Source organism: Hydrogenophaga sp. GW456-12-10-14-TSB4 (genome assembly GCF_059424305.1).
Map to the genome: position 1 here is coordinate 1 of NZ_JBWKZH010000036.1, position 24,303 is coordinate 24,303.

Here is a 24,303-nt window from a genome sequence, read left to right on the forward strand (position 1 = left end):
TTCCCGGCGGGCGTTTGCATTTCAACCGCAGACACGCTCCAGCCATGACCGCCCAACTCATCGACGGCAATGCCCTCTCCCGCCAACTGCGCGCCGACGTCAGCGCGCGCGTCACCGCCCTCAAGGCCAAGGGCATCACGCCGGGCCTGGCCGTGATCCTGGTGGGCGACAACCCGGCCTCGCAGGTCTACGTGCGCAACAAGGTCAAGGCCTGCGAAGACACCGGCATGCACTCGGTGCTGGAGCGCTGGCCCGCCACCCTCAGCGAGGCGGAATTGCTCGCACGCGTCGATGCCCTCAACCGCGACGCCACCATCCACGGCATTCTGGTCCAGCTGCCGCTGCCGGCCCACATCGACGCCCAGAAGGTGATCGAAGCCATCTCGCCGGCCAAGGACGTCGACGGTTTCCACATCGCCAGCGCCGGCGCGCTCATGACCGGCATGCCCGGTTTCTGGCCCTGCACGCCGTACGGCTGCATGAAGATGCTGGAGAGCATCGGCTTCGAGCTCAAGGGCAAACACGCCGTGGTGATCGGTCGCAGCAACATCGTGGGCAAGCCGATGGCACTGATGCTGCTGCAGCAGAACGCCACGGTGACCATCTGCCACAGCAACACCCAGGACCTGAAAGCCCAGACCCTGCAGGCCGACGTGATCGTTGCCGCCGTGGGCAAGCGCAACGTGCTCACCGCCGACATGGTCAAACCCGGCGCCGTGGTGCTGGACGTGGGCATGAACCGCAACGACGAGGGCAAGCTGTGCGGTGACGTCGACTTCGACGGCGTGAAGAACGTGGCCGGCTGGATCACGCCCGTGCCCGGCGGCGTCGGCCCCATGACCATCACCATGCTGATGGTCAACACCCTGGAGTCGGCCGAGTCACTGGCCGGCTGAGGGGGCCGCCGCTTACTGAGGCTTCAGCTGCACGAAGGGCGTGGCGCCGCCCGTGACCTGAGGCAGCTTGCCGTCCCACTTCCGGATGGCATCGGATTCGTTCTCCAACTGCTTCAACCGCAGCAGGTCGGGCGTGATTTCCAGCCGCTTGGCCTTGAGTGCCTCGGCTTCGCCTCGGGCCCGGGCAAAGGCCTGCTCCGCCTCGACCTTGATCCGCTCGAGATCGCGCTCGGCCGTCAGCTTCTTCTGTTCGGCCTCCACCTTGGCTTCGATGGCCTTGTCGAACACGCTGGAGAAGTCGTAGTTCACCGCGGCCAGCGTGTCCACCACCACACCATGCCGTTTGAGGCGCTGCTCCAGCGCTTCGCGAATCTTGAAACTCACGTCGATGCGCTTGGTCACCAGCTCTTCTGCCGTGTACTGCGCAGCCACCGCCTTGGTGGCCTCCTGGGCGGAGGGTTCGATCACCCGCGCGGCCACGGCTTGCTCGTTGCCGATCTTCTGAAAGGTGTCGGCCACCAGGGCCGGATCGAGGCGCCAGTTGAGGGCCGCAGAGATCTGCACCTGCTGCAAGTCCCGCGAAGCCGCCACGCCCTTGCCCTCGTTCTTCTGCAGGCGCACGTCGATCACGTGGACGCGGCTGATGAAGGGCATGACGAAATGGATGCCCTCACCGAGCGGGACGGGGTCCACCTTGCCAAAGGTCGTCAACACGCCTCGCGTGCCCGCCTGGACGATGCGAATCGGGTTGATCATGAGCACCGCGACCACAAGGGCCACGATTCCCAGGACGATCTTGATCAGCCATGCGGCCGTACCGTTGCCCATCTTGCTCCCCTCCCGTTGTAAACCGATCACCCGGCCGAATCAGCGTTCCAGGCGTGCTTTTGAATCCTTCGACAAGCGCCAGAGCACCAGCCCTGCGCACAACCACTGGCCCAGCACCATGGCACTTCCCACCCCATGCCACAGGCGCAGGTTACCCCCGCTGGCGCGCGCCGTGACGATGTTCTGCGCCACGCCGAATTCCTGCAGCAGCGCCAGCAGCATGCCCAGCACCACGATGCCCAGTGTGGTCATGGTGGCGCCATCGGGCCGGCCACCTTGCTCATTGCCGCGCCGCAGCATGACCAGCAGCGCCAGGCCCAGCAACAGGCCGGCATGACACTGCAGGGAAAAGAGCTTGGCGGCCACCGGACCCGCCACGGCGGGGCTGCCCAACTGGGCGAACAGCGTCGGCACCGCGAGAAAACTCAGCGCCGTGATGCCGCCCCACCAGAGGGCGGCGACGAAGATGGCCACGCGGTGCAGCGGCATCGCCGTCAGGCGTAGCGCACCGCCACGATCTCGAAGCGCTTGGTGCCGCCGGGCGCCTGCACCTCGGCCACATCGCCCTCTTCCTTGCCGATCAGCGCGCGAGCGATCGGGCTGCTGATGTTCACCAGGCCCAGCTTGAGATCGGCCTCGTCCTCACCCACGATCTGGTAAGTCACCGCCGAACCGCTGTCTTCGTCTTCCAGCTCCACCGTGGCGCCGAACACCACGCGGCCGCCCGCGTCGAGCGCAGAGGGGTCGATGACCTGCGCGGCCGAGAGCTTGCCTTCGATCTCGGCGATGCGGCCTTCGATGAAGCCCTGACGGTCCTTGGCGGCGTCGTATTCGGCGTTCTCGCTCAGGTCGCCTTGCGCACGCGCCTCGGCGATCGCATTGATCACCCAGGGGCGGTCCACGGTTTTCAGGCGGTGCAGTTCGTCCTTGAGCTTTTCAGCACCGCGTTTGGTGATCGGAATGGTGGCCACTGTGATGTTCTCCTACTGCCTCCGGCTCTTCGCCGGCACAAAAGCAAACCGCCGGGCGTTGCCGCTCGGCGGTGTTCATGAAAGGGCATTATGCCGCGAAAGAAACCGATGCCCAACCCACCCCGGCCGGCGCGAAAACGCCGGGCCGGGAGGCGTGTCGGGTCAGAGCTGCGCGTGCATCTCCTGCACCGAGATCACGCCCAGCTTGTCCAGGTACTGCATGCCTTCCACCGCGGCTTCGGCGCCGGCGATGGTGGTGAAGGTGGTCACGCGCGCCAGCAGGGCCGAGGTGCGGATGGCCCGCGAATCGGCGATGGCGTTGCGGCGCTCTTCCACCGTGTTGATGACCAGCACGATGTCGCCGTTCTTGATCGCGTCCACGATGTGCGGACGGCCTTCGGTGACCTTGTTCACCGTCTGCACGACCACGCCCGCAGCGGCGATGGCCGCTGCCGTGCCGCGCGTGGCGACCAGCGAGAAGCCCATCTCGACGAGCTGGCGCGCGATCTCCACCGCACGCGGCTTGTCGCTGTTCTTCACGGTCAGGAACACCTTGCCCGAGGTCGGCAGCTTGGTGCCGGCACCCAATTGGCTCTTCACGAAGGCTTCGCCGAAGGTCTTGCCCACGCCCATCACTTCGCCGGTGGACTTCATCTCGGGGCCGAGGATGGTGTCCACGCCGGGGAACTTCACGAACGGGAAGACCGCTTCCTTGACGCTGAAGTACGGCGGCGTCACTTCGGCGCCGATGCCCTGCTGGTCGAGCGACTGGCCGGCCATGCAGCGCGCCGCCACCTTGGCCAGCTGGATGCCGGTGGCCTTGGACACGAAGGGCACGGTGCGCGAGGCACGCGGGTTCACTTCGAGCACGAAGATCACGTCCTTCTTGACGCCGTTCTCTTCCACTTCCTGGATCGCGAACTGCACGTTCATCAGGCCGACCACGTTCAGGCCTTCGGCCATGGCGGCGGTCTGGCGCTTGAGCTCGTCGACCGTGGCCTTGCTCAGGTAGTACGGCGGCAGCGAGCAGGCGGAGTCGCCGCTGTGCACGCCGGCCTGTTCGATGTGCTCCATCACGCCGCCGATGAAGACGCGGCCGGTGGCATCGCGCACCGCGTCCACATCGCATTCGATGGCGTCGTTCAGGAAACGGTCCAGCAGCACGGGCGAGTCGTTGCTGACCTTGACGGCCTCACGCATGTACCGCTCGAGGTCGCGCTGCTCGTGCACGATCTCCATGGCACGGCCACCGAGCACGTAGCTCGGGCGCACCACCAGCGGGTAGCCCAGCGCGGCGGCCTTCTCCAGCGCTTCCGGCTCGGCACGGGCGGTGGCGTTGGGCGGCTGGCGCAGGCCCAGCGTGTGCAGCAGTTGCTGGAAGCGCTCGCGGTCTTCGGCCGCGTCGATCATGTCGGGGCTGGTGCCGATGATGGGCACGCCCGCAGCCTCCAGGCCGAGCGCGAGCTTGAGCGGCGTCTGGCCGCCGTACTGCACGATCACGCCGACCGGTTTTTCCTTGTCCACGATCTCCAGCACGTCTTCCAGCGTGAGGGGCTCGAAGTACAGGCGGTCGCTGGTGTCGTAGTCGGTCGACACGGTCTCGGGGTTGCAGTTGACCATGATGGTCTCGTAGCCGTCCTCGCGCATGGCGAGCGCGGCGTGCACGCAGCAGTAGTCGAACTCGATGCCCTGGCCGATGCGGTTGGGACCACCGCCCAGCACCATGATCTTCTTCTTGTCGGTCGGCTCGGCCTCGCACTCGCCGTCGCCATGGCCTTCGTAGGTGGAGTACAGGTAGGCGGTGTCGGTGGCGAACTCGGCCGCGCAGGTGTCCACGCGCTTGTAGACCGGGCGGATGTTGTCGGCGATGCGGCGCTCGCGCACGGCCTGGTCGTTGGTCTTGAGCAGCTTGGCCAGACGGCGGTCGGAGAAGCCCTTCTTCTTCAGGCCGCGCAGCGTGTCCGTGTCGATCGCGTCGAGGCTGGTCTTCTCCAGCGCGAGCTCGATCTTCACGATCTCTTCGATCTGCACCAGGAACCAGGGGTCGATCTTGGTGAACTGGTGCACTTCCTCCAGCGTCCAGCCGGCGGCGAACGCGTCGCCCACGTACCAGATGCGGTCGGGACCGGGTGCGCCGAGCTCGCGCTCCAGCGTCTCGCGGTCCTGCGTCTTCTCGTTCATGCCGTCCACGCCCACTTCCAGGCCGCGCAGGGCTTTCTGGAACGACTCCTGGAAGGTGCGGCCCATGGCCATGACCTCACCCACGCTCTTCATCTGCGTGGTCAGGCGGCTGTCGGCGGTGGGGAATTTCTCGAACGCGAAACGCGGGATCTTGGTGACCACGTAGTCGATGCTGGGCTCGAAGCTCGCGGGCGTGGCGCCACCCGTGATCTCGTTGCGCAGCTCGTCGAGCGTGTAGCCGATGGCCAGCTTGGCGGCCACCTTGGCGATCGGGAAACCGGTGGCCTTGGAGGCCAGCGCCGAAGACCGCGAGACGCGCGGATTCATCTCGATGACGACCATGCGGCCGTCCTTCGGGTTGATGGAGAACTGCACGTTGGAACCGCCGGTGTCCACGCCGATCTCACGCAGCACGGCCAGCGAGGCGTTGCGCAGGATCTGGTATTCCTTGTCGGTCAGCGTCTGGGCCGGCGCCACGGTGATCGAGTCACCGGTGTGCACACCCATCGGGTCCAGGTTTTCGATCGAGCAGACGATGATGCAGTTGTCCGCCTTGTCGCGCACCACTTCCATCTCGTACTCTTTCCAGCCGAGCAGCGATTCTTCGATCAGCAGCTCGTTGGTGGGCGAGGCCTCCAGGCCGCGCTTGCAGATGGTCTCGAACTCTTCCGGGTTGTAGGCAATGCCGCCGCCCGTGCCGCCGAGCGTGAAGCTGGGACGGATCACCACCGGGAAGCCGACGGTCTTCTGCACGCCCCAGGCTTCTTCCATGCTGTGTGCAATGCCCGAGCGTGCGGACCCCAGACCGATCTTGGTCATGGCGTCCTTGAACTTCAGGCGGTCTTCGGCCTTGTCGATCGCCTCGGGCGTGGCGCCGATCAGCTCCACGTCGTACTTGGCGAGCACGCCGTTGCGCCAGAGGTCGAGCGCGCAGTTCAGCGCGGTCTGGCCGCCCATGGTCGGCAGGATGGCAAAGCCGCCTTTGGCCAGTGGACGCTCCTTGGCGATGATCTTCTCGACCGTCTGCCAGGTGATGGGCTCGATGTAGGTGACGTCGGCCGTGGCCGGGTCGGTCATGATGGTCGCGGGGTTGCTGTTGATCAGCACGACCCGGTAGCCCTCTTCGCGCAGCGCCTTGCAGGCCTGCACGCCAGAGTAGTCGAACTCACAGGCCTGGCCGATGATGATCGGGCCGGCGCCGATGATGAGGACGGTTTGAATGTCGGTTCTTTTGGGCATGGTTCGCTGGGGATGTGCGCCGGCTCAGGCGGTGGCGGGCACGCGGGCCTGCATCAGGTCGATGAAACGGTCGAACAGGTAGCCGATGTCGTGCGGCCCGGGCGATGCCTCGGGGTGGCCCTGGAAGCAGAAGGCGGGCTGGTCGGTGCGGGCCAAGCCCTGCAGCGTGCCGTCGAACAGGCTCACATGCGTGGCGCGCAGCGTGGCGGGCAGCGTCTTTTCATCGACCGCGAAGCCGTGGTTCTGGCTGGTGATGCTCACGCGGCCGTTGTCGAGGTCCTTCACCGGGTGGTTGGCGCCGTGGTGGCCGAACTTCATCTTGAAGGTCTTGGCACCGCTGGCCAGCGCCAGGATCTGGTGGCCCAGGCAGATGCCGAAGGTCGGCACGCCCGCTTCGACGATCTCGCGCGTGGCGGCGATGGCGTAGTCGCAGGGCTCCGGGTCGCCAGGGCCGTTGGACAGGAACACGCCGTTGGGCTTGAGCTTGAACACGTCGGAGGCCGGCGTCTGCGCGGGCACCACGGTGATCTTGCAGCCGCGCTCGCTGAGCATGCGCAGGATGTTGTACTTCACACCGAAGTCGTAGGCGACCACGTGGAAGCGCGGCGCGATCTGCTCGCCGTAGCCGAAGCCGAGTTGCCACTCGGTCTGCGTCCAGGCGTAGGGCGCGGTGGCCGAGACCACCTTGGCCAGATCGGTGCCGGCCATGTTCGGCGCGGCCTTGGCGGCGGCCAGGGCCTGCGCGCGGTGCGCCTCGGTGATCGATTCACCGGCCGGCAAGGCCAGGATGCAGCCGTTCTGCGCGCCGTGCGTGCGCAGGCGGCGCGTGAGCGCCCGGGTATCGAGGTCGGCGATGGCCACGGTGCCTTCGCGCTGAAGGTACTGCGAAAGCGTTTCGTTGCTGCGGAAGTTGGAGGCCAGCAGGGGCAGGTCTTTGATGATCAGGCCAGCGGCGTGGACGCGACTGGCTTCCACGTCTTCGGCATTGACGCCGGTATTGCCAATGTGCGGATACGTCAGCGTGACGATCTGCTGGCAGTAACTGGGATCGGTGAGGATTTCCTGGTAACCGGTGAGCGAGGTGTTGAACACCACCTCGCCCGTGGTCTGACCGGTGGCGCCAATGGAAACGCCTGTAAAGACCGTGCCGTCGGCGAGCGCGAGAAGGGCTTTCGGGTGGACGGGAAGCACGGAATTCTCCAGAGTGGGGTGGCAACGTCCTCGCGCCGGCGGCAGGTGCCGCGCAGGCTTCGCACCCGCCTCGCACCGGCCTGAGCCGGGGCAGAAACGGAGCCAAAACCTGGGGTGATGAGCCGGGGCGCGCAGGTGTTGCGCAGATTGCGGGTAAACCGTGGAATTATAGCCCGGGACCGTCGGCGAACCGGGGATTGACGCAGGCTATCGGGCTGAGCTTGCGTGCAGACAGATCGCGGCGGCGGCGGCCACGTTGAGCGACTCCTCCCCGCCGGGCTGCGCGATGCGCACGAAAGCCCCCGCCTGGGCCATCAGGGCATCGCCCACGCCCTGCCCTTCGTGGCCCAGAACCCAGGCACAGGGCCAGGGCAGGCGGGCCTGGTGCAGCCAATCGCCCTGATGGGAGCTGGTCACCAGCATCGGCACGTCCAGCGCCGCGAGATCGTCCGCCGCCAGGCCTTCGATCAGCCGCAGCCCAAAGTGCGCCCCCATGCCGGCACGCACGACCTTCGGGGACCACAGCGCAGCGGTGCCCTTGATCGCCAGCACCTGGGAAAAACCGAAAGCCGAGGCGCTGCGCAGGATGGAGCCCACGTTGCCAGCGTCCTGCAGCCGATCCAGCACCACGGTGGCCGTGCCGCCCTGCACCGCCGAGGTGGGCGGCAACGCCCACACAAAGCCCACACCGGCCGGCGACTCCAGGCCGCTGATCCCGGCCATCAGGGCGTCCGGCACGGTCACCACGTGATCGGCGGCATCGCGCAGGTCGTGCGGGGCCTGCGGCCAGAAGGACTCGGTGAACACCGCCGTCACCGGCCTGTGTCCGCGCGCCAGCAAGGCCCGGCAAAGGTGATCGCCCTCCAGCCAGACCTGACCCTGCTTGCGGTAGGCCGTGCCGTCCTGCGCCAGCAGGCGCAGGCGCTTGAGCAGCGGGTTGTCGCGCGATGTGATGGCCTGGGGCGAAGCCGTCATGGCTCGGCATCCTTGTCGGCAGCCGGCGTCACCAGGGCGCGGGCCACCGGCGCAAACGAACGCCGGTGCACGGCCAGGGCGCCATGCACCCGCAAGGCCTGCATGTGCTGCGCCGTTCCATAGCCCTTGTGCTGGTCGAACCCGTACTCGGGGTGCTGCAGGTGCAGTTCGCACAGCAGGCGATCCCGCGTGACCTTGGCCAGGATCGACGCGGCCGAAATCGAGGGCACCAGCGCGTCGCCCGACACAATGGCCTCGGCCAGCACGTCCAGCGTCGGCAGGCGGTTGCCATCCACCAGCACCTTGGCGGGCTTCAGGCGCAGGCCCAGCACCGCCCGGCGCATGGCCAGCATCGTGGCCTGCAGAATATTGAGCTGGTCGATCTCTTCCACCGAAGCCTGGGCCACGCTGCAGCACAGCGCCTTGGCGCGGATCTCGTCATACAGCTTCTCGCGCCGCAAAGCCGTCAGCTGCTTGGAATCCGCCAGACCCTTGATGGGCGCACGGTCGTCCAGGATGACGGCAGCAGCCACCACCGGCCCGGCCAGAGGGCCGCGCCCGGCTTCGTCCACGCCGGCCAGCAACCCGGGCACATCCCAGATCAGCGCGGCCTGCTCAGCCTTCAAGAACTTGTTCGATCGCATCGGTGGCCAGTTGGGCGGTATCTCGTCTCAGCGTGTGGTGCAGCTCGGTGAATCGCTGCTGCAGCGACGCGATTTTCGCAGGTGCGTCGAGCCAGTCCAGCACCGCCTGCGACAGCGCCTTGGGGGTGGCCGCGTCCTGCAGCAGCTCGGGCACCACGAACTCGCCGCAAAGGATGTTGGGCAAGCCCACCCAGGGCTGCAGTTGCTTGCGCCGCATGATCTGCCAGGACAGCCAGTTCATGTTGTAGGCGATCACCATGGGGCGCTTGAACAGCGCGGCTTCCAGCGTGGCCGTGCCGCTGGCGATCAGCGTCACATCGCAGGCGGCGAGCACCGCGTGGGACTGCCCCGGGATCACCGTCAACGCATCACCCAGGCCCGCCGCAAGGGCGGCGGCCTCGATGCGTTCACGCAACGCGGGCACCGCCGGCACCACGAACCGGATGCCCGGGCGCTCGCGCTTGAGGTGGGCGGCGGCCGCGAAAAAGCGGCTGACCAGGTATTGCACCTCCGATGCGCGGCTGCCCGGCAGGATGGCCACCACCGTGTCCTCTGCGCGCAGGCCGAGCCGGGCGCGCGCCGCCGCGCGGTCCGGCTCCATCGGAATCACATTGGCCAGCGGATGGCCGACATAGGTGGCGGCAATGCCATGCTGCGCCAGCAGATCGGGCTCGAAGGGAAAAATGCAGAGCACGTGATCGGCACTGCGCCGGATCTTGTCGACCCGGTCCGCCCGCCAGGCCCAGATGGACGGGCAGACGAAATGCACCGTGCGCACGCCACCGGCCTTCAGGCCGGCCTCCAGGTCGAGGTTGAAATCGGGCGCATCCACGCCGATGAACACGTCGGGGCGCGCCGTGGTCAGCAAGCGCTGCTGCAACTGGGCGCGAATGCCGACGATTTCGCGGTAGTGCCGCAGCACCTCGACATAGCCCCGCACCGCGAGCTTCTCACTCGGCCACCAGGCCTCAAAGCCTTGCGCGACCATTTGCGGGCCGCCGATGCCGAACGATTGGAGATCGGGCCAGCGCTGTTGGACGCCGCCCAGCAACAGGCCCGCGAGCAGATCGCCCGACGTCTCGCCCGCCACGAGGGCAAAACGCTTGGACGGGTTCATGCGAAGCTCAGCGGACGATGCCGCGCTGGGGCGACACCTGCCCGAGGAAGTCCAGCATCATGGCCACATCGGGTGCGGCCTCGGGCGTCTTGTCGGTCAGCCCGCGGATGCGGACCACCGCCTCATCGAGCTTGAGATCGTCCCGGTACAGCGCCTTGTGCATGGCCTTCACGGCCGAGATGCGCTCGGCAGAGAAGCCTCGGCGGCGCAGGCCTTCAAAGTTCATCGAGCGCGCCTGCGCGGGTTGCCCCTGGCACATCACGAACGGAGGCAGGTCGGCAAACAGCAGCGAGCACATGGCCGTCATGGCATGGGCGCCCACGCGCACGAACTGATGCACGACGGTGAAACCGCCGAGAATCACCCAGTCGTCCACCACCACATGACCGGCGAGCTGCGAGTTGTTGGCAAAGATGGTGTGGTTGCCCACCACGCAGTCGTGCGCCAGGTGCACGTAGGCCATGATCCAGTTGTCGTTGCCGACCTGGGTCACGGCCCGGTCGCCCGGCGAACCGATGTTGAAGGTGCAGAACTCGCGGATCGTGTTGCGGTCGCCGATGACCAGTTCGCAGGGTTCGCCCGCGTACTTCTTGTCCTGCGGAACGGCCCCCAGCGAGTTGAACTGGAAGATGCGGTTGTCGCGGCCGATGGTGGTGTGGCCCTCGATCACGCAATGCGCGCCGACCGTGGTGCCCGCACCGATCTTCACATGGGGGCCGATCACCGTGTACGGCCCGACGGCCACCGAGCTGTCGAGTTCGGCGGCAGGGTCGACCAGCGCCGTGGGATGGATCAAAGACACAGGCGCCCTCCCCTGCGCTCAGGCGATGGTGCGCATGGTGCACATCAGTTCGGCTTCGCAAGCCACCTGATCGCCCACGCGGGTCACACCCTTGAACTTGAAGATGCCGGCCTTGGCGCGCTCCAGGGTCACGTCCATGATGAGCTGGTCACCCGGCTCGACAGGGCGCTTGAAGCGTGCGCCGTCGATGCCCGCAAAGTAATACACCGTCTTGTCGTCGGGCGTGACGCCCATGGTGTCGAAGGACAGCAGGGCGGCGGCCTGGGCCATGGCCTCGAGCATGAGCACCCCCGGCATGACCGGGCGATGCGGGAAGTGGCCCACGAAGAACGGCTCGTTGATGGTCACGTTCTTCAGCGCCTTGATGCTCTTGCCCTTGTCCAGCTCCAGCACGCGGTCCACCAGGAGAATGGGGTATCGGTGCGGCAGCTGCTTGAGAATCTGGTGGATGTCCATCATGGCTTTGAATTGTTTTGAAGGGCTTGTTCGATCGCCTGCTCCGCGGCCTTGAGGCGCTCGCGCAGGCGGTTGAGCTGCTTGAGGGAAGCAGCGTTCTTTTCCCAGTTCGCATTGTCGTCGATGGGGAACATGCCGGTGTAATGCCCTGGCTTGAGCAGGGAGCGCGTGACCACCGAGGCCGCCGAGACATGCACACCGTCGGCCAGCCGCAGATGCCCGAGCACCACCGCTCCGCCGCCGATGGTGCAGTGCGCGCCGATGGTGGCACTGCCAGCCACGCCGACACAGCCGGCCATGGCGGTGTGCGCCCCCACGTGCACGTTGTGACCGATCTGGATCAGGTTGTCCAGCTTCACGCCGTCCTCGATCACGGTGTCGTCCAGCGCGCCTCGATCGATGCAGGTGTTCGCACCGATCTCCACGTCGTCGCCGATGCGCACCGCACCGAGTTGTTCGATCTTGATCCATTCGCCCTGATGAGGTGCGAAGCCGAAACCGTCGGCCCCGATCACCGCACCGGAATGCACCACGCCGCGCGCACCGATGACACACCGCTCGCCCAGCGTGACCCGGGGATGCAGCACGGTACCTTCGCCCACCTTCGCGCCGTCGCCCAGCACGGCGTGCGCACCGATCCGGGCGCCGCGGGCCAGATGAACATCGCGCCCCACCACCGCAAACGGACCCACGCTCGCGCCCTCGTCGACCTGCGCCGAGGGATGGATGCTGGCCAGGGGGTCAACGCCCGGTGCAGGCGCCGCTTCGTGCTGCCGCCGCCACCATTGGGTCAGCTTCGCAAAGTAGAGGTAGGGATCGTCCGAGACGATGCAGGCCCCACGCGCGAGGGCCCGGTCCAGCAAGGCCGGGGGAACGAGGAGCACGCCGGCGGCGGTGGTGTCGATCTGGCTCGCATAGCGCGCCTGAGCGACGAAGGCCAACTCCCCCGGGCCGGCCGTGGCCACAGGGGCCAGGCGGTGGATCAGCAGATCGGGTGCACCGTGACGTGTACCGCCCAGGGCTTCAACGATGTCGCCCAGTGGCCTCGACACGGGTAACCCTGCTGTGACTTACTTGCCGCCGTTCAAGCCGCTCAGCACCTTGTCGGTGATGTCGTGCTTGGGGTTGATGTACACGGCTTCCTGGATCACCAGGTCGTACTTCTCGGCCTCGGCGACCTGCTTGATCACGCGGTTGGCGCGCTCGAGCACGCTTTGCAGTTCCTCGTTCTTGCGCAGGTTGAGGTCTTCCTGGAACTCGCGTTGCTTGCGCTGGAAGTCGCGATCCTGCTCGACCAGCTGGCGCTGACGGTTCGTGCGCTGTGCATCAGGCAAGGTGGGGGATTCGCGCTCGAACTTCTCGGAGGCGGTCTTGAGCTGTGCGGCGAGGCCCTGGACTTCCTTCTCGCGCCGCGAGAATTCCTGCTCCAGCTTGGTCTGTGCCGCCTTGGCCAGGTTGGCTTCGCGGAAGATGCGGTCGGTGTTCACGAAACCGATGCGGAAGTCCTGCGCCGTGGCGGCAAAGGCCAGCAGGCCCAGCCCCGCAGCCATCAGGAAGCGTCGGTTGAAAATTCGGTAAAAAGTCTTCATCAAAAGGAGGTTCCGATCTGAAACTGGAATTTCTGGATTCTATCGCCTGTGAATTTCCGGATGGGGTTGGCGATGGCGAAGCGCAAGGGGCCGACGGGCGAGATCCAGCTCAGGCCCACGCCCACGGAAGCGCGCAAATCGGTGGCATTCGGACGGGTGTCATTTTCACCGTACACGTTGCCGACGTCTATGAACCCGAACATGCGCAGGGTGCGGTCATTGCCCGCCCCGGGGAACGGGGTGATGAACTCGGCGCTCAATGCCATGCTGCGGTTGCCGCCAATGTTGACCAGTTGACCTGCCTGGGCACCGGACATGATGGGCGAGGTGGGGCCCAGGGTACCCTGGTCAAAGCCGCGCACCGAACCGAGGCCGCCACCGTAGAAGTTCTTGAACAGCGGGAACGGGCGGCCGCCCAGGCCCTTGCCGTAGCCCAGCTCGCCGTTGAATGCGAGGGTGTACTGCTTGCTCAGCGGGATGTACTGCTGGATCTGGTAGCTGGCCTTGAGGTAGCGGGTGTCGCCGCCCACGCCCAGCTCGGTGTTGAAGCGCTGCAAGCGGCCCTGGGTGGGCACCAGGGCACTGTCGCGGCCATCGCGGGACCAGCCGATCGTCAGGGGCACCGAGGTGCTGCTTTCACCGAAGGTGTTCGAGTACAGCTGGTAGGCCTGGGGCAGACCGGTACCGGGCTCGATCTTGGTCTGTTCGACGCCGATGCCGAAGAACACCGTGTCCTGCTCGGTGAAGGGCACACCGAACTTCACGCTCACGCCCGGGGTGACAAGGCGGTAATCACCGCCCTGCTCCGTGTACGGCGTGGTCGTGCGGTAGTAGGCGTCGAAGCTGCGCGACACGCCATCCGGTGTGAAGTACGGGTCCACCGTGCTCACCACGATCTGGCGGTTGTAGTCGCTGGTGTTGACATCCACCCCCAGGTAGTTGCCGGAGCCGAACACGTTTTCCTGGCGGATGCCAGCGATGATCGAGAGCTTGTCGGCCTGGGAGTAGCCGGCACCCAGCGTCAGGTTGCCAGTGGGCTTCTCGGCCACGGTGATGGTCATGTCCACCTGGTCGGGCGTGCCCGGCACCGGCTGGGTATCGACTTCCACCGAGGTGAAGAAACCCAGGCGGTCGACCCGGTCGCGCGACAGGCGGATGCGGTCGCTGTCGTACCAGGCCGATTCCAGTTGGCGGAATTCGCGGCGGATGACTTCGTCGCGGGTGCGGTTGTTGCCTTCCACGTTGATGCGGCGCACGTACACGCGGCGCGCGGGCTGGGCTCGCAGCACGAAGGCCACCTGCTTGTTCACCCGATCGATGTCGCGCGTGGCCTCGACCTGGGCGAACGCATAGCCGAAGGCACCGAAGTAGTCGGTGAAGGCCTTGACGGTGCTGGACTCGTCTTCCGCGTTGTAGGCCTCGCCGGCTCGCAGCGTCACGAGCGACTTGAACTCCTCTTCCCGCCCCAGGTACTCGCCCTCCAGCGCCACCGACTTGACGACGTAGCGATCGCCTTCGGTGATGTTCAGGGTGATGGACATGCTCTCCTTGTCCGGCGAGATCGCGACCTGGGTGGAGTCGACGCGGAATTCGAGGTAGCCGCGCGTGAGGTAATAGGAACGCAGGGTTTCGATGTCGGCGTTGAGCTTGGCGCGCGCATAACGATCGGACTTCGTGTACCAGCTCAGCCAGCCGCCGGTGTCGAGGTCGAACAGGTTGCGCAGCGTCGACTCCGAGAACGCCTTGTTGCCCACGATGCGGATTTCGCGGATCTTGGCCACATCGCCTTCGATCACGTTGAAATTGAGGTTGACGCGGTTGCGCTCGCCCGGGGTCACGGTGGTGACGACCTGCGAGGCGTACATGCTGCGGTTGATGTACTGGCGCTTGAGCTCCTGCTCCGCGCGATCCGCCAGCGCCTTGTCGAACGGCCGGCCTTCGGTCAGGCCGATGTCGCGCAAGGCCTTCTTCAGCACGGCTTCGTCGAACTCCTTGATGCCGGAAAAGCTGACGTCTGCGACGGTCGGCCGCTCCTCGACGATCACCACCAGCACGTCGCCGTTGACCTGCAGCCGCACGTCACTGAACAGCCCGAGGCCGAACAGGGAGCGGATAGCGGTCGAACCCTTGTCGTCGTTGTACTGGTCACCGATGCGGAACGGCAGCGACGCGAACACCGTCCCCGGCTCGACACGCTGCAAGCCTTCGACACGGATGTCACGCAGGGTGAAGGGGTCCACAGCCCAGGCAGGCAGGGCCGAAAGAAGGGCTGTCGCGAGCGCAGAAAAAGTCAGGCCGCGAAGTCCGAAGGATTTTGTTTTCATGGAAAAGAAGCGTTCAGCCAGCCAGGCGGGCCACATCATTGAACAAGGCGACGGACATGAGCGCCATGAGAACCACGACACCCCCTCGCTGCAGGCGCTCCATCCAGACGTCAGACACGCTGCGCCCAGTGACACCCTCCCAAAGATAATACATCAGGTGCCCCCCATCGAGGACCGGCAGCGGCAGCAGGTTGAGCACGCCCAGACTCACGCTGATCAAGGCGAGAAACAGCAGGTAAGAGGTGATGCCGAGGCTGGCCGATTTGCCGGCGTAGTCGGCGATCGTGAGGGGACCGCTGAGGTTCTTGACCGACGCTTCGCCGATGAGCATGCGCCCCATCATCTTGAGCGTCAGCCACGACACCTCCCAGGTCCGGACCACGCCGTTGACGAGGCCGTCGACCGGGCCGTGCCGCACGGTCGTCATCTCCGGCATGGCGCCGATGTAGGCCCCGACACGGCCGATCCAGACACCGGACTGTTGCTCGGGCATGGGCCGGACCACCAGGGTCAGCAATTGTCCGCCGCGCGAGACTTCCCACCGCTGCTCGACCGGCTCGCCGGCCGGGCCGGTGGCCGCACGGATCAGGGCGCGCAGGCTTTGCCCGTCGCCCAGCGGCTGGTCGTTGACCCGGCGCACCAGGTCCCCTTCCCGCAGGCCGGCCGCGGCGGCGGCGCCGCCCTCCATCACTTCGCCCACCACCGGCGCACTCCAGGGGCTGGTGATGCCGATGCGCTGGAACAGGGCCGCATCGGCCTCTCGCACATCCAGCTGGCTCAGCGGCAGCGTCACCGGGCGCGTGGCATCGCCTTCGCGCGAAGACACCCACAGGGTCATGTCCTCGCTCGACAGCGCCGCCTGCGTCAGGCGCCAGCGCAGGTCCTCGAACGACGCGACCGCACTGGCCTCGGCGTCGGCCGCGGCGGTCTGCGCCACCCACTCACCACCCCTCAAACCGGCGCGCTCGGCGATCGAACCCGCCACGGGGCTGGCCAGCACCGGCTTGGGCTCCTCCACGCCGGTCCAGTTGACGAGCGCGTAGATCGCGATCGCCAGCAGCAGGTTGGCGGCCGGGCCGGCCGCCACGATGGCGGCGCGCGAACGCAGCGGCTGGGTGTTGAAGGCCAGGTGGCGCTCGGCCGGATCGACCAGGGCCTCACGCTCGTCGAGCATGCGCACATAGCCCCCCAGGGGCAAGGCGCAGAGCACGAATTCCGTCGGACTGCCCTTCTTGCGCCAGGTCAGCAGCGGTTTGCCGAAGCCGACCGAGAAACGCAGCACTTTCACACCGCAAGCCACGGCCACCCGGTAGTGGCCGTACTCATGCACGGCGATCAGCAGACCAAGGGCCACGACAAAGGCGACGAGTGTGAGCATGGCGGGATCGGTTGAGAGGTGAACGGACGGGGCTCCGACCGTCTGGCCATCAAGCGGCCAGGCGGTCGACCTGGACTTGCGCGATGGCGCGCGTTTCCGCGTCGATCGCCAGCAAGTCGCCCAGGCCCTGGGGCTTCGAGGGGCTCAGGGCCTGCAAAGTTGCATGGTTGACGGCGTGGATCTGGTCGAACCGCAAACGACGGTCCAGAAAGGCCGCCACGGCCACCTCGTTGGCGGCGTTGAGCACCGCCGTCGTGCCAGTCGGGCCTGCCAAGGCATCCCAGGCCAGGCGCAGACCGGGAAAGCGCCGGTCGTCGGGCTTCTCGAAACTCAGCGCCCCCAGCGAGGCGAAGTCCAGGGCAGCCGCGCCGGAAACGATGCGCTCCGGCCAGGACAGGCCGTAAGCAATGGGCCCGCGCATGTCCGGCGTGCCGAGCTGGGCCACCACGGAGCTGTCGGTGTACTGCACCATGGAATGGATCACGCTCTGCGGGTGGATCACCACCTCGATCTGCGAGGCAGGCAATCCGAAAAGATAGCAAGCCTCGATGACTTCGAGTGCCTTGTTCATCATGGTGGCCGAATCCACCGAGATCTTGCGCCCCATCACCCAGTTGGGGTGCGCGCAGGCCTGTTCCGGCGTCACCTCGTGCAAGGTGCCCGGGTCGCGCGTGCGGAAGGGGCCGCCGGACGCGGTGAGCACGATCTTGTCGACCCGGCGCGACCAGGTCGCGGGATCCTCCGGCAGCGACTGGAACACCGCCGAATGCTCGCTGTCGATCGGCAGGAGCGTCGCGCCCCCATTTCGCACCGCCTGCATGAACAGCTCGCCCCCGACCACCAGGGCTTCCTTGTTGGCCAGCAGCAGCTTCTTGCCGGCCTGTGCGGCGGCCAGGCTGGGGGCAAGACCGGCGGCGCCGACGATGGCCGCCATCACGGCATCCACCGCCGGATCGGCGCTGACGTCGCACAAGGCCTGCGCGCCCGACAACACCTCGACCGACAGGCCCAGCTCACGCACGCGGTCGGCCAGCTGCTGCGCGTGGGCCGGGCTGGCCATCACGGCATAGCGCGGCGCAAACCGCTGGCACTGCGCCAGCATCGCCTCCACCTGCGTGGCGGCGGTCAAGGCAAACACGGTGTAGCGGTCCGGATGGCGTGCGATCACATCCAGCGTGCTGACACCGATCGAGCCTGTCGAGCCCAGGATGGTGATGGCTTGGGAGCGGGTCATGGATTCAGACGGTGATGAGCATCATGGCCAGCGGCAGCACGGGCAACAGGGCATCGACCCGATCCAGCACGCCCCCGTGGCCGGGGAGCAGTTGGCTGGAGTCCTTGGCGCCGGCACTGCGCTTGACCAGCGACTCGACCAGATCGCCGACCACGCTCATGGCCACGAGGAAGACCAGCGACAGCACGGCGAGCATGGGGCCCAGCGCCCAGAGCCGCGCATACAGGCTCGCGCCCTGCCCGTCGGCCCAGAGCCAGCAGGCCGCCAGCAGAAACACCCCCAGCAGGCCGCTGATGGCGCCTTCCCAGCTCTTGCCCGGGCTGATGGCAGGGGCCAGCTTGCGCCGCCCGAAGGCCTTGCCGCCGAAGTACGCGGCGATGTCGGCCATCCAGACCAGCAACAGCACCGACAGCAGAAACTCCAGTCCCACGAGACGGGCGTGCACCATCGCGAGCCAGGCACAGGCAATGAGCACCAGGCCCACCGGAAGGCGCAGGCCGACGGGCCAGGCGCCCCACCCTTTGACGCCGCGCCCCAGCATCACCACGGCGAGCAGCACCCAGGCGGCCCCCACGGTCAGCCAGAGCGGGCGCAACGTGAGGCTCAAACCGCCGGCCCACCAGACCAGGGCCATCAGGACCCCCAGGCCGAAGCCAAGACCCAGCGACAGGGAAGAACCACAGCCATTGAGGCGGGCCCACTCCCAGCCGCCCGCCACGATCAGCAGCAGGGTCAGGGCAGCGAACGGCTCGATCGATGGGTAAAACAGGGCGGGAAGCAGGACGGCCAGCAACAGCAAGGCCGTGATGATGCGCTGCTTAAGCATGTCGCTGGCTCATTGCCGCCGCCTCGGGTTCCACCTCGGCCCGTTGCTCGGCGGTTTGGCCAAAGCGGCGCTCGCGCCGCGCGAATTCGACCAGTGCGCGGTCCAGTTCAGCCGCATCGAAATCGGGCCACAGGCAGTCGGTGAACAGCAGCTCGGTGTAAGCCGACTGCCAGAGCAGGAAGTTGCTGATGCGCAGCTCGCCGCCGGTTCGGATCAGGAGGTCCGGGTCGTCCACATGCGCCAGGGCCATCGCGCCCGACAGGCTTTCCTCGGTGATCTCCACCCCTTGCTGGGCCAGGCGCCGGGCCGCCTGGGCGATGTCCCAGCGCCCGCCGTAGTTGAAGCACACGTTCAAGACCAGGGTGCGGTTGTGCGCGGTCTCGCGCTCGGCCGCTTCAAGCCCCTGCACGACCCGCGCAGAAAGGCCGCCCCGGTTGCCCGGGAAATGCAACTGCACGCCGCTCTTCTTGAGGCTGGGCACCTCGCGCGACAGCGCCATGGCCAGCAAGTCCATGAGACCGGACACTTCCTCCACCGGGCGGTTCCAGTTCTCGGAAGAGAACGCGAAAACGGAGAGCACCCCCACACCGCGCTCGATGCACGCCTTGACCACCTCGCGCAAGGCATCCACGCCCTGCTTGTGCCCGGCCGCCCGGGGCAACCAGCGCTTCTGGGCCCAGCGGCCGTTGCCATCCATGACGATGGCCACATGGCCTGGCAGCTTCGCCGGCACGGGGGTGGGTGTTGCAGCAGAAGACGCCATGGCGATCGGTGGGGAGGGGACGGATCAGACCGCCAGGATGTCTTGCTCTTTGGACGCCACCAGACGGTCCACCTCGGCAATCATGCGGTCGGTGAGTTTCTGGATGTCCTCCTGCGAGCGGCGATCGTCGTCTTCGGACGCCAGCTTTTCCTTGACCAGCTTCTTCACGGACTCGTTGGCATCGCGCCGCAGGTTGCGGATCGCGATCTTGGCCGCTTCGCCGTCGCCGCGCACGACCTTGGTGAGTTCCTTGCGCCGCTCTTCGGTCATGGGCGGCATGGGCACACGGATCAGATCGCCCTGGCTCGAGGGATTCAGGCCCAGGTCCGACTCGCGGATGGCCTTCTCGATCTTGGCGCCCATGCCCTTTTCCCAGGGTGCCACGCCGATGGTGCGGGCGTCCAGCAGCGTCAGGTTCGCAACCTGGGACAGCGGCAGCATGGAGCCGTAGTACTCGACATGCACCGTGTCCAGCAGCGCCGGGTTGGGCCGGCCGGTGCGCACTTTTGTCAAACCGTTCTTGAGCGCTTCCACCGATTGAAGCATCTTGTGCTCAGCGGTTTTGCGGATGTCGTCGGTGCTCATGAAAACTCCTAATGCAGCGGGAAATGGAATGCCGTGTCGGGCTCAGACGTGAACTAGCGTGCCCTCGTCGTCCCCCTGCACCACTTTGCGCAATGCGCCGGGCTTGAAGATCGAGAACACCTTCACGGGCAGCTTCTGGTCGCGGCACAGCGCAAACGCGGTGGCATCCATCACCTGCAGGTTCTTGCTCATGGCCTCGTCGAACGAGATGGTGGCGTAACGCGTGGCGCTCGGGTCCTTGTTCGGGTCGGCGGAGTACACGCCATCGACCTTGGTGGCCTTGAGCACGATCTCGGCGCCGATCTCGGCGCCGCGCAGGGCCGCGGCCGTGTCGGTGGTGAAGAAGGGGTTGCCGGTGCCGGCAGCGAAGACCACGACCTTGCCCTCTTCGAGGTACTGCAGGGCCTTGGGGCGCACATAGGGTTCGACCACCTGCTCGATGGCGATCGCCGACATCACGCGGGCGACCAGGCCGGCCTTGTCCATGGTGTCGGCCAGCGCCAGCGAGTTCATCACCGTGGCCAGCATGCCCATGTAGTCGGCGGTGGCGCGGTCCATGCCGACCGATCCACCGGCCACACCGCGGAAGATGTTGCCGCCGCCGATGACGATGGCCACCTGGACGCCCAGGCGGGTGACTTCGGCGATTTCTTCCACCATGCGCACGATGGTGGCCCGATTGATGCCGAAGGCATCATCGCCCATGAGGGCCTCTCCCGACAGTTTCAGCAGAATCCGTTTGTAGGCAGGCATGAGACGACTTTCAGGAATTCAAAAAACAAAGATTCAACCGGCAAGTGTAGCGAGGAGCCCGCGACCACCCGCCGTTTCGAGGCGTAAATAAGCCCCATACGGCACAACGGGCCTTGCGGCCCGTTGTCTCATCCAGTCAAGGCAGGATCAGGCGCCCTTGGCGGCCGCCACTTGCGCAGCAACTTCCGCCGCGAAGTCGTCGACCTTCTTCTCGATGCCTTCGCCGACCACGTACAGGGTGAAGCCCTTCACGTTGGTGCCGGCTGCCTTGAGCATGGCGCCCACGGTCTGCTTGCCGTCGGCGGCCTTCACGAAGACCTGGTCGAACAGCGACACTTCCTTGAGGTACTTCTGCACGGAGCCTTCCACCATCTTGGCGACGATGTCGGCGGGCTTGCCCGATTCAGCGGCCTTGGCGGCAGCGACCGAACGCTCGCGCTCGATCAGCTCGGCAGGCACATCGGCCGAGGTCAGCGACACCGGCTTCATGGCGGCCACGTGCATGGCGACGTCCTTGGCGGCCGCGGCATCGCCGTCGAACTCCACCACCACACCGATGCGGGTGCCGTGCAGGTAGCCGGCGAGCTGGCCACCGTTGGCCCAGCGCTTGAAGCGGCGGAAGGACATGTTCTCGCCGATCTTGCCGATCAGGCCCTTGCGCACGTCTTCCAGGGTCGGGCCGAAGCCGTCCTGGCTGTAGGGCAGCGCGCCCAGCGCGTCCAGATCGGCGGGGTTGTTCTCGGCCACCAGCTTGCTCGCCGCATTGGCCAGCGCCAGGAAGCTGTCGTTCTTGGTGACGAAGTCGGTTTCGCAATTGACTTCGATCAGGGCGCCGGTGGTGCCGCTGATGAAGCTGGTGACGACGCCTTCGGCGGTCACGCGGCTGGCGGCCTTGCCGGCCTTCGTGCCCAGCTTGACGCGCAACAGCTCTTCCGCCTTGGCCATGTCGCCATCGGCCTCGGTCAGGGCTTTCTTGCACTCCATCATGGGTGCGTCGGTCTTGGCGCGCAGTTCGGCGACCATGCTTGCGGTAATTGCCATTTCAGTTTCTCCATTCGCCGTTGCGCCCCGGCGGGCCGAACGGTCAGTTTCAATGATCGGGTTGCATTATGAAAAAGGGGCTACACGAGCCCCTCTTTCATGCAAGAGTCACGCTCAGGCGGAAGCCGCGTCCTTGACTTCCACGAACTCGTCGGCAGCGGGAGCAGCCTTGACCGATTCGGTCACGGCATTGCTGCGGCCTTCGATGATGGCGTCGGCGATGCCACGGGCGTACAGGGCCACGGCGCGGGCCGAGTCGTCGTTGCCGGGGATGACGTAGTCAATGCCCACAGGCGAGTGGTTGGTGTCGACCACGCCCACCAGCGGGATGCCCAGCTTCTGGGCTTCGAGCACGGCGATCTTGTGGAAGCCCACGTCGATGATGAAGATGGCGTCGGGCAGCGCGTTCATGTCCTGAATGCCGCCGATGTCCTTCTCGAGCTTTTCCATTTCGCGAGCAAACATCAGCTGCTCTTTCTTGGTCATGCTGTCCAGGCCGGCTTCCTTCTGGGCTTGCATGTCCTTCAGGCGCTTGATGGAGGTCTTGACCGTCTTGAAGTTGGTCAGCATGCCGCCGAGCCAACGCTGGTCCACGAAAGGCACGCCAGCGCGGCGGGCTTCCTGGGCCACGATGTCGCGCGACTGGCGCTTGGTGCCCACCATCAGGATGGTGCCGCGGTTGGCGGAGAGCTGGCGCACGAACTTGGCGGCCTCTTCAAACAGGGGCAGCGTCTTTTCGAGGTTGACGATGTGGATCTTGTTGCGGTGGCCGAAGATGTACGGAGCCATCTTGGGGTTCCAGAAGCGGGTTTGGTGACCGAAATGGACACCGGCTTCCAGCATTTCGCGCATGGAGATAGACATGAATTCACTTTCCAGAGGTTGAGTCTAAAATCCAGCCCCGATCACCTGTGCATTGGCGGGCCGTTGACGGCCCCGGTGCTTCAGGCAACACCCGGTTGGGCTGGTTTGCGATTTCGCTCTGCAGGGACGACTTGAACGGAATGTTCCAGCCCGTCTTCTGCAAAGCCTGTCGATTATAGCAGTCCGACCGATCCCGTCCTCCTTTCGCATTCTGGAACCGCGCCCGCCCGGGAATCGCATCCAGGGTGCTTCTGCGCCACGTTCCATGCCCGATGCCCCGCTGACTGTCGAGACCCCACGCCTCATGATCCTCGCCGGAGGGATATCTTGAAGATCGCGGTGGTGGGCGCGGGCGTGATTGGCACCACGACCGCGTTCGAGCTGACGCGAGACGGCCATCAAGTCACGGTGTTCGAGCGCCGCAGCACCGTCGCCGAGGAGGCCAGCTTTGCCAGCGGCGCCCTCGTCGCACCAGGGTGGACCGCACCCTGGCTGCAGCCCGAGCGCAGCCTGAGCAAGCCCTGGACCGCCCGGCACGGGGGATTGAAACTGGCCCGGATGCCCCGGGGCGGTGAGTGGCGATGGCTCTGGCGCTGGTTGCAGGCCGGCCAGGGTCCGCGCCAGGCCGAACACCACCGGCAGGTGCACCAATGGGTGCAGTACAGCCAGCAGCGCATGCTCGCGATCACGGAGGAGCAGAGTCTGGAGCACGACCGCAGCCAGGGCATGCTGGTGCTCTGGCGCCATGCGCGCGAAGCGGAGCAGGCCCGCCCCGCCCTGCAGCAGATGAAGGATCTCGGCATCGCCTGCCGCGAGCTCTCCGCCGACCAGGCTCGCGCGCTGGAACCGGCCCTGAACCCTGAAACACCGCTGCACGGCGCCGTCGAACTGGGCGGGGAAGCCGCTGCCAACTGCCGGGAGTTCGCCATTGCGATCCGCGTGGAAGCCCAGCAACTGGGCTGCCACTTCGGGTTCGGCACCACAGTGGAGGCCATTGAAACCCTCGGCCCGACCGGCGGCGTGAACCTGAGGGTCTCCCATGCCGCCACCCCGGGGAGCAGCGAGGTGCAACGATTCGACGCGGTGGTCGTGTGCGCGGGTGTGCACAGTGCGCGCCTGTTGCACCCGCTCAGCCTGCGCCTGCCCTTGCAGCCGGTGTACAGCCACTCTCTCAGTGCCGCCGTGCGCGAGCCGCTGGATGCGCCGCTGTCGGCGGTGCTGGACCCGGCCCACGGCATCTCGATCGCTCGCCTCGGCCAGCGGATCCGCGTGGCGGGCGGCAGCGAGTTCGGCGCCGAACCCGGCCAGCTGTCGAAGCTCACGCTCAAGCGGCTCTATGCGGTGTTGGCCGACTGGTTTCCGGGCGCGGTGCGCCTGGGCGGCCCTCGGGGCAGCGTGCAGGAATGGCAAGGCGCACAGGCCACCCTGCCCGACGGCCCTCCCTTGTTGGGCGCCACCCGCCTGCCAGGCGTGTGGGTGAACGTCGGTCACGGCGCCGCGGGCTGGGCCATGGCCTGCGGCACGGCACGGGCCCTGGCAGATCAACTCGCGGGGCGGGCCACCGAGCTCGACACCGCCGGCGCTTCGCCCCAGCGCCTCGGCCTCTAAGACAGTCGCCAACCATGTTGAAATGCGCATGAAGCGCG

23 protein-coding genes are annotated in these 24,303 nt (G+C 66.5%); 2 read left to right on the forward strand and 21 right to left on the reverse strand.

Annotated elements, in window-relative coordinates; all coding sequences use genetic code 11:
• The first annotated feature begins 44 nt into the window (after positions 1 to 44).
• A complete protein-coding gene (gene folD, locus AC07ZS_RS17630) occupies positions 45 to 896 on the forward strand; it encodes a bifunctional methylenetetrahydrofolate dehydrogenase/methenyltetrahydrofolate cyclohydrolase FolD (protein ID WP_494799825.1) in 852 nt (283 codons plus the stop codon).
• A 12-nt stretch (positions 897 to 908) separates the two neighbouring features.
• On the opposite strand, the gene AC07ZS_RS17635 is transcribed toward folD, so the two are convergent.
• From AC07ZS_RS17635 to rpsB, 21 genes are all read right to left on the reverse strand, one after another.
• Positions 909 to 1,724: a prohibitin family protein gene (locus AC07ZS_RS17635; protein WP_494799826.1), complete on the reverse strand. Its 816-nt coding sequence runs from the start codon at positions 1,722 to 1,724 to the stop codon at positions 909 to 911.
• A 39-nt stretch (positions 1,725 to 1,763) separates the two neighbouring features.
• Positions 1,764 to 2,213, reverse strand: a complete 450-nt coding sequence (locus AC07ZS_RS17640) for a DUF4149 domain-containing protein (RefSeq protein ID WP_494799827.1) — start codon at positions 2,211 to 2,213, stop codon at positions 1,764 to 1,766.
• 5 nt (positions 2,214 to 2,218) lie between these two features.
• A complete protein-coding gene (greA, locus tag AC07ZS_RS17645) occupies positions 2,219 to 2,695 on the reverse strand; it encodes a transcription elongation factor GreA (RefSeq protein ID WP_494799828.1) in 477 nt (158 codons plus the stop codon).
• A gap of 162 nt (positions 2,696 to 2,857) precedes the next feature.
• Positions 2,858 to 6,115 (reverse strand): carbamoyl-phosphate synthase large subunit, encoded by a 3,258-nt coding sequence (carB, locus tag AC07ZS_RS17650; RefSeq protein WP_494799829.1) that lies wholly within the window; start codon positions 6,113 to 6,115, stop codon positions 2,858 to 2,860.
• A gap of 24 nt (positions 6,116 to 6,139) precedes the next feature.
• Positions 6,140 to 7,306, reverse strand: a complete 1,167-nt coding sequence (gene carA, locus AC07ZS_RS17655; protein WP_494799830.1) for a glutamine-hydrolyzing carbamoyl-phosphate synthase small subunit — start codon at positions 7,304 to 7,306, stop codon at positions 6,140 to 6,142.
• A 207-nt stretch (positions 7,307 to 7,513) separates the two neighbouring features.
• A complete protein-coding gene (locus tag AC07ZS_RS17660) occupies positions 7,514 to 8,281 on the reverse strand; it encodes a TrmH family RNA methyltransferase (RefSeq protein ID WP_494799831.1) in 768 nt (255 codons plus the stop codon).
• On the reverse strand, positions 8,278 to 8,925 hold the full coding sequence (rnhB, locus tag AC07ZS_RS17665) for a ribonuclease HII (RefSeq protein ID WP_494799832.1): 648 nt from the start codon (positions 8,923 to 8,925) through the stop codon (positions 8,278 to 8,280). The genes AC07ZS_RS17660 and rnhB overlap by 4 nt, the downstream gene beginning before the upstream one ends.
• Positions 8,897 to 10,042, reverse strand: a complete 1,146-nt coding sequence (gene lpxB / locus AC07ZS_RS17670; RefSeq protein ID WP_494799833.1) for a lipid-A-disaccharide synthase — start codon at positions 10,040 to 10,042, stop codon at positions 8,897 to 8,899. The genes rnhB and lpxB overlap by 29 nt, the downstream gene beginning before the upstream one ends.
• Before the next feature lie 7 nt (positions 10,043 to 10,049).
• Positions 10,050 to 10,844, reverse strand: coding sequence for an acyl-ACP--UDP-N-acetylglucosamine O-acyltransferase (gene lpxA / locus AC07ZS_RS17675; protein ID WP_494799834.1), 795 nt, complete (start codon positions 10,842 to 10,844; stop codon positions 10,050 to 10,052).
• Positions 10,845 to 10,862: 18 nt separating this feature from the next.
• The gene (gene fabZ / locus AC07ZS_RS17680; protein ID WP_494799835.1) at positions 10,863 to 11,303 is read right to left on the reverse strand and encodes a 3-hydroxyacyl-ACP dehydratase FabZ; all 441 of its coding nucleotides are present in this window, start codon (positions 11,301 to 11,303) and stop codon (positions 10,863 to 10,865) included.
• Positions 11,300 to 12,352 carry a UDP-3-O-(3-hydroxymyristoyl)glucosamine N-acyltransferase gene (gene lpxD, locus AC07ZS_RS17685; RefSeq protein WP_494799836.1) on the reverse strand — a complete coding sequence of 351 codons (1,053 nt, stop codon included), beginning with the start codon at positions 12,350 to 12,352 and terminating at the stop codon, positions 11,300 to 11,302. The genes fabZ and lpxD overlap by 4 nt, the downstream gene beginning before the upstream one ends.
• Before the next feature lie 18 nt (positions 12,353 to 12,370).
• Entirely contained in the window at positions 12,371 to 12,889 is a 519-nt protein-coding gene (locus AC07ZS_RS17690) for an OmpH/Skp family outer membrane protein (RefSeq protein ID WP_494799837.1), read from the reverse strand.
• The gene (bamA, locus tag AC07ZS_RS17695) at positions 12,889 to 15,213 is read right to left on the reverse strand and encodes an outer membrane protein assembly factor BamA (RefSeq protein ID WP_494799838.1); all 2,325 of its coding nucleotides are present in this window, start codon (positions 15,211 to 15,213) and stop codon (positions 12,889 to 12,891) included. Before bamA ends, AC07ZS_RS17690 begins: the two co-directional genes overlap by 1 nt.
• A gap of 13 nt (positions 15,214 to 15,226) precedes the next feature.
• Positions 15,227 to 16,591, reverse strand: a complete 1,365-nt coding sequence (rseP, locus tag AC07ZS_RS17700) for an RIP metalloprotease RseP (protein WP_494799839.1) — start codon at positions 16,589 to 16,591, stop codon at positions 15,227 to 15,229.
• A gap of 49 nt (positions 16,592 to 16,640) precedes the next feature.
• Positions 16,641 to 17,825: a 1-deoxy-D-xylulose-5-phosphate reductoisomerase gene (gene ispC / locus AC07ZS_RS17705; protein WP_494799840.1), complete on the reverse strand. Its 1,185-nt coding sequence runs from the start codon at positions 17,823 to 17,825 to the stop codon at positions 16,641 to 16,643.
• Positions 17,826 to 17,829: 4 nt separating this feature from the next.
• Positions 17,830 to 18,651 (reverse strand): phosphatidate cytidylyltransferase, encoded by an 822-nt coding sequence (locus AC07ZS_RS17710; protein WP_494799841.1) that lies wholly within the window; start codon positions 18,649 to 18,651, stop codon positions 17,830 to 17,832.
• On the reverse strand, positions 18,644 to 19,414 hold the full coding sequence (gene uppS / locus AC07ZS_RS17715; RefSeq protein WP_494799842.1) for a polyprenyl diphosphate synthase: 771 nt from the start codon (positions 19,412 to 19,414) through the stop codon (positions 18,644 to 18,646). Before uppS ends, AC07ZS_RS17710 begins: the two co-directional genes overlap by 8 nt.
• A gap of 24 nt (positions 19,415 to 19,438) precedes the next feature.
• Positions 19,439 to 19,999: a ribosome recycling factor gene (gene frr, locus AC07ZS_RS17720; protein WP_494799843.1), complete on the reverse strand. Its 561-nt coding sequence runs from the start codon at positions 19,997 to 19,999 to the stop codon at positions 19,439 to 19,441.
• Positions 20,000 to 20,041: 42 nt separating this feature from the next.
• On the reverse strand, positions 20,042 to 20,752 hold the full coding sequence (pyrH, locus tag AC07ZS_RS17725) for a UMP kinase (RefSeq protein WP_494799844.1): 711 nt from the start codon (positions 20,750 to 20,752) through the stop codon (positions 20,042 to 20,044).
• A gap of 147 nt (positions 20,753 to 20,899) precedes the next feature.
• Positions 20,900 to 21,793, reverse strand: coding sequence for a translation elongation factor Ts (gene tsf / locus AC07ZS_RS17730; protein ID WP_494799845.1), 894 nt, complete (start codon positions 21,791 to 21,793; stop codon positions 20,900 to 20,902).
• 114 nt (positions 21,794 to 21,907) lie between these two features.
• Positions 21,908 to 22,657, reverse strand: a complete 750-nt coding sequence (gene rpsB, locus AC07ZS_RS17735; protein WP_494799846.1) for a 30S ribosomal protein S2 — start codon at positions 22,655 to 22,657, stop codon at positions 21,908 to 21,910.
• A gap of 327 nt (positions 22,658 to 22,984) precedes the next feature.
• Between rpsB and AC07ZS_RS17740 the strand changes: the two genes are divergently transcribed.
• A complete protein-coding gene (locus AC07ZS_RS17740) occupies positions 22,985 to 24,265 on the forward strand; it encodes an FAD-dependent oxidoreductase (protein ID WP_494799847.1) in 1,281 nt (426 codons plus the stop codon).
• Positions 24,266 to 24,303 lie beyond the last annotated feature (38 nt).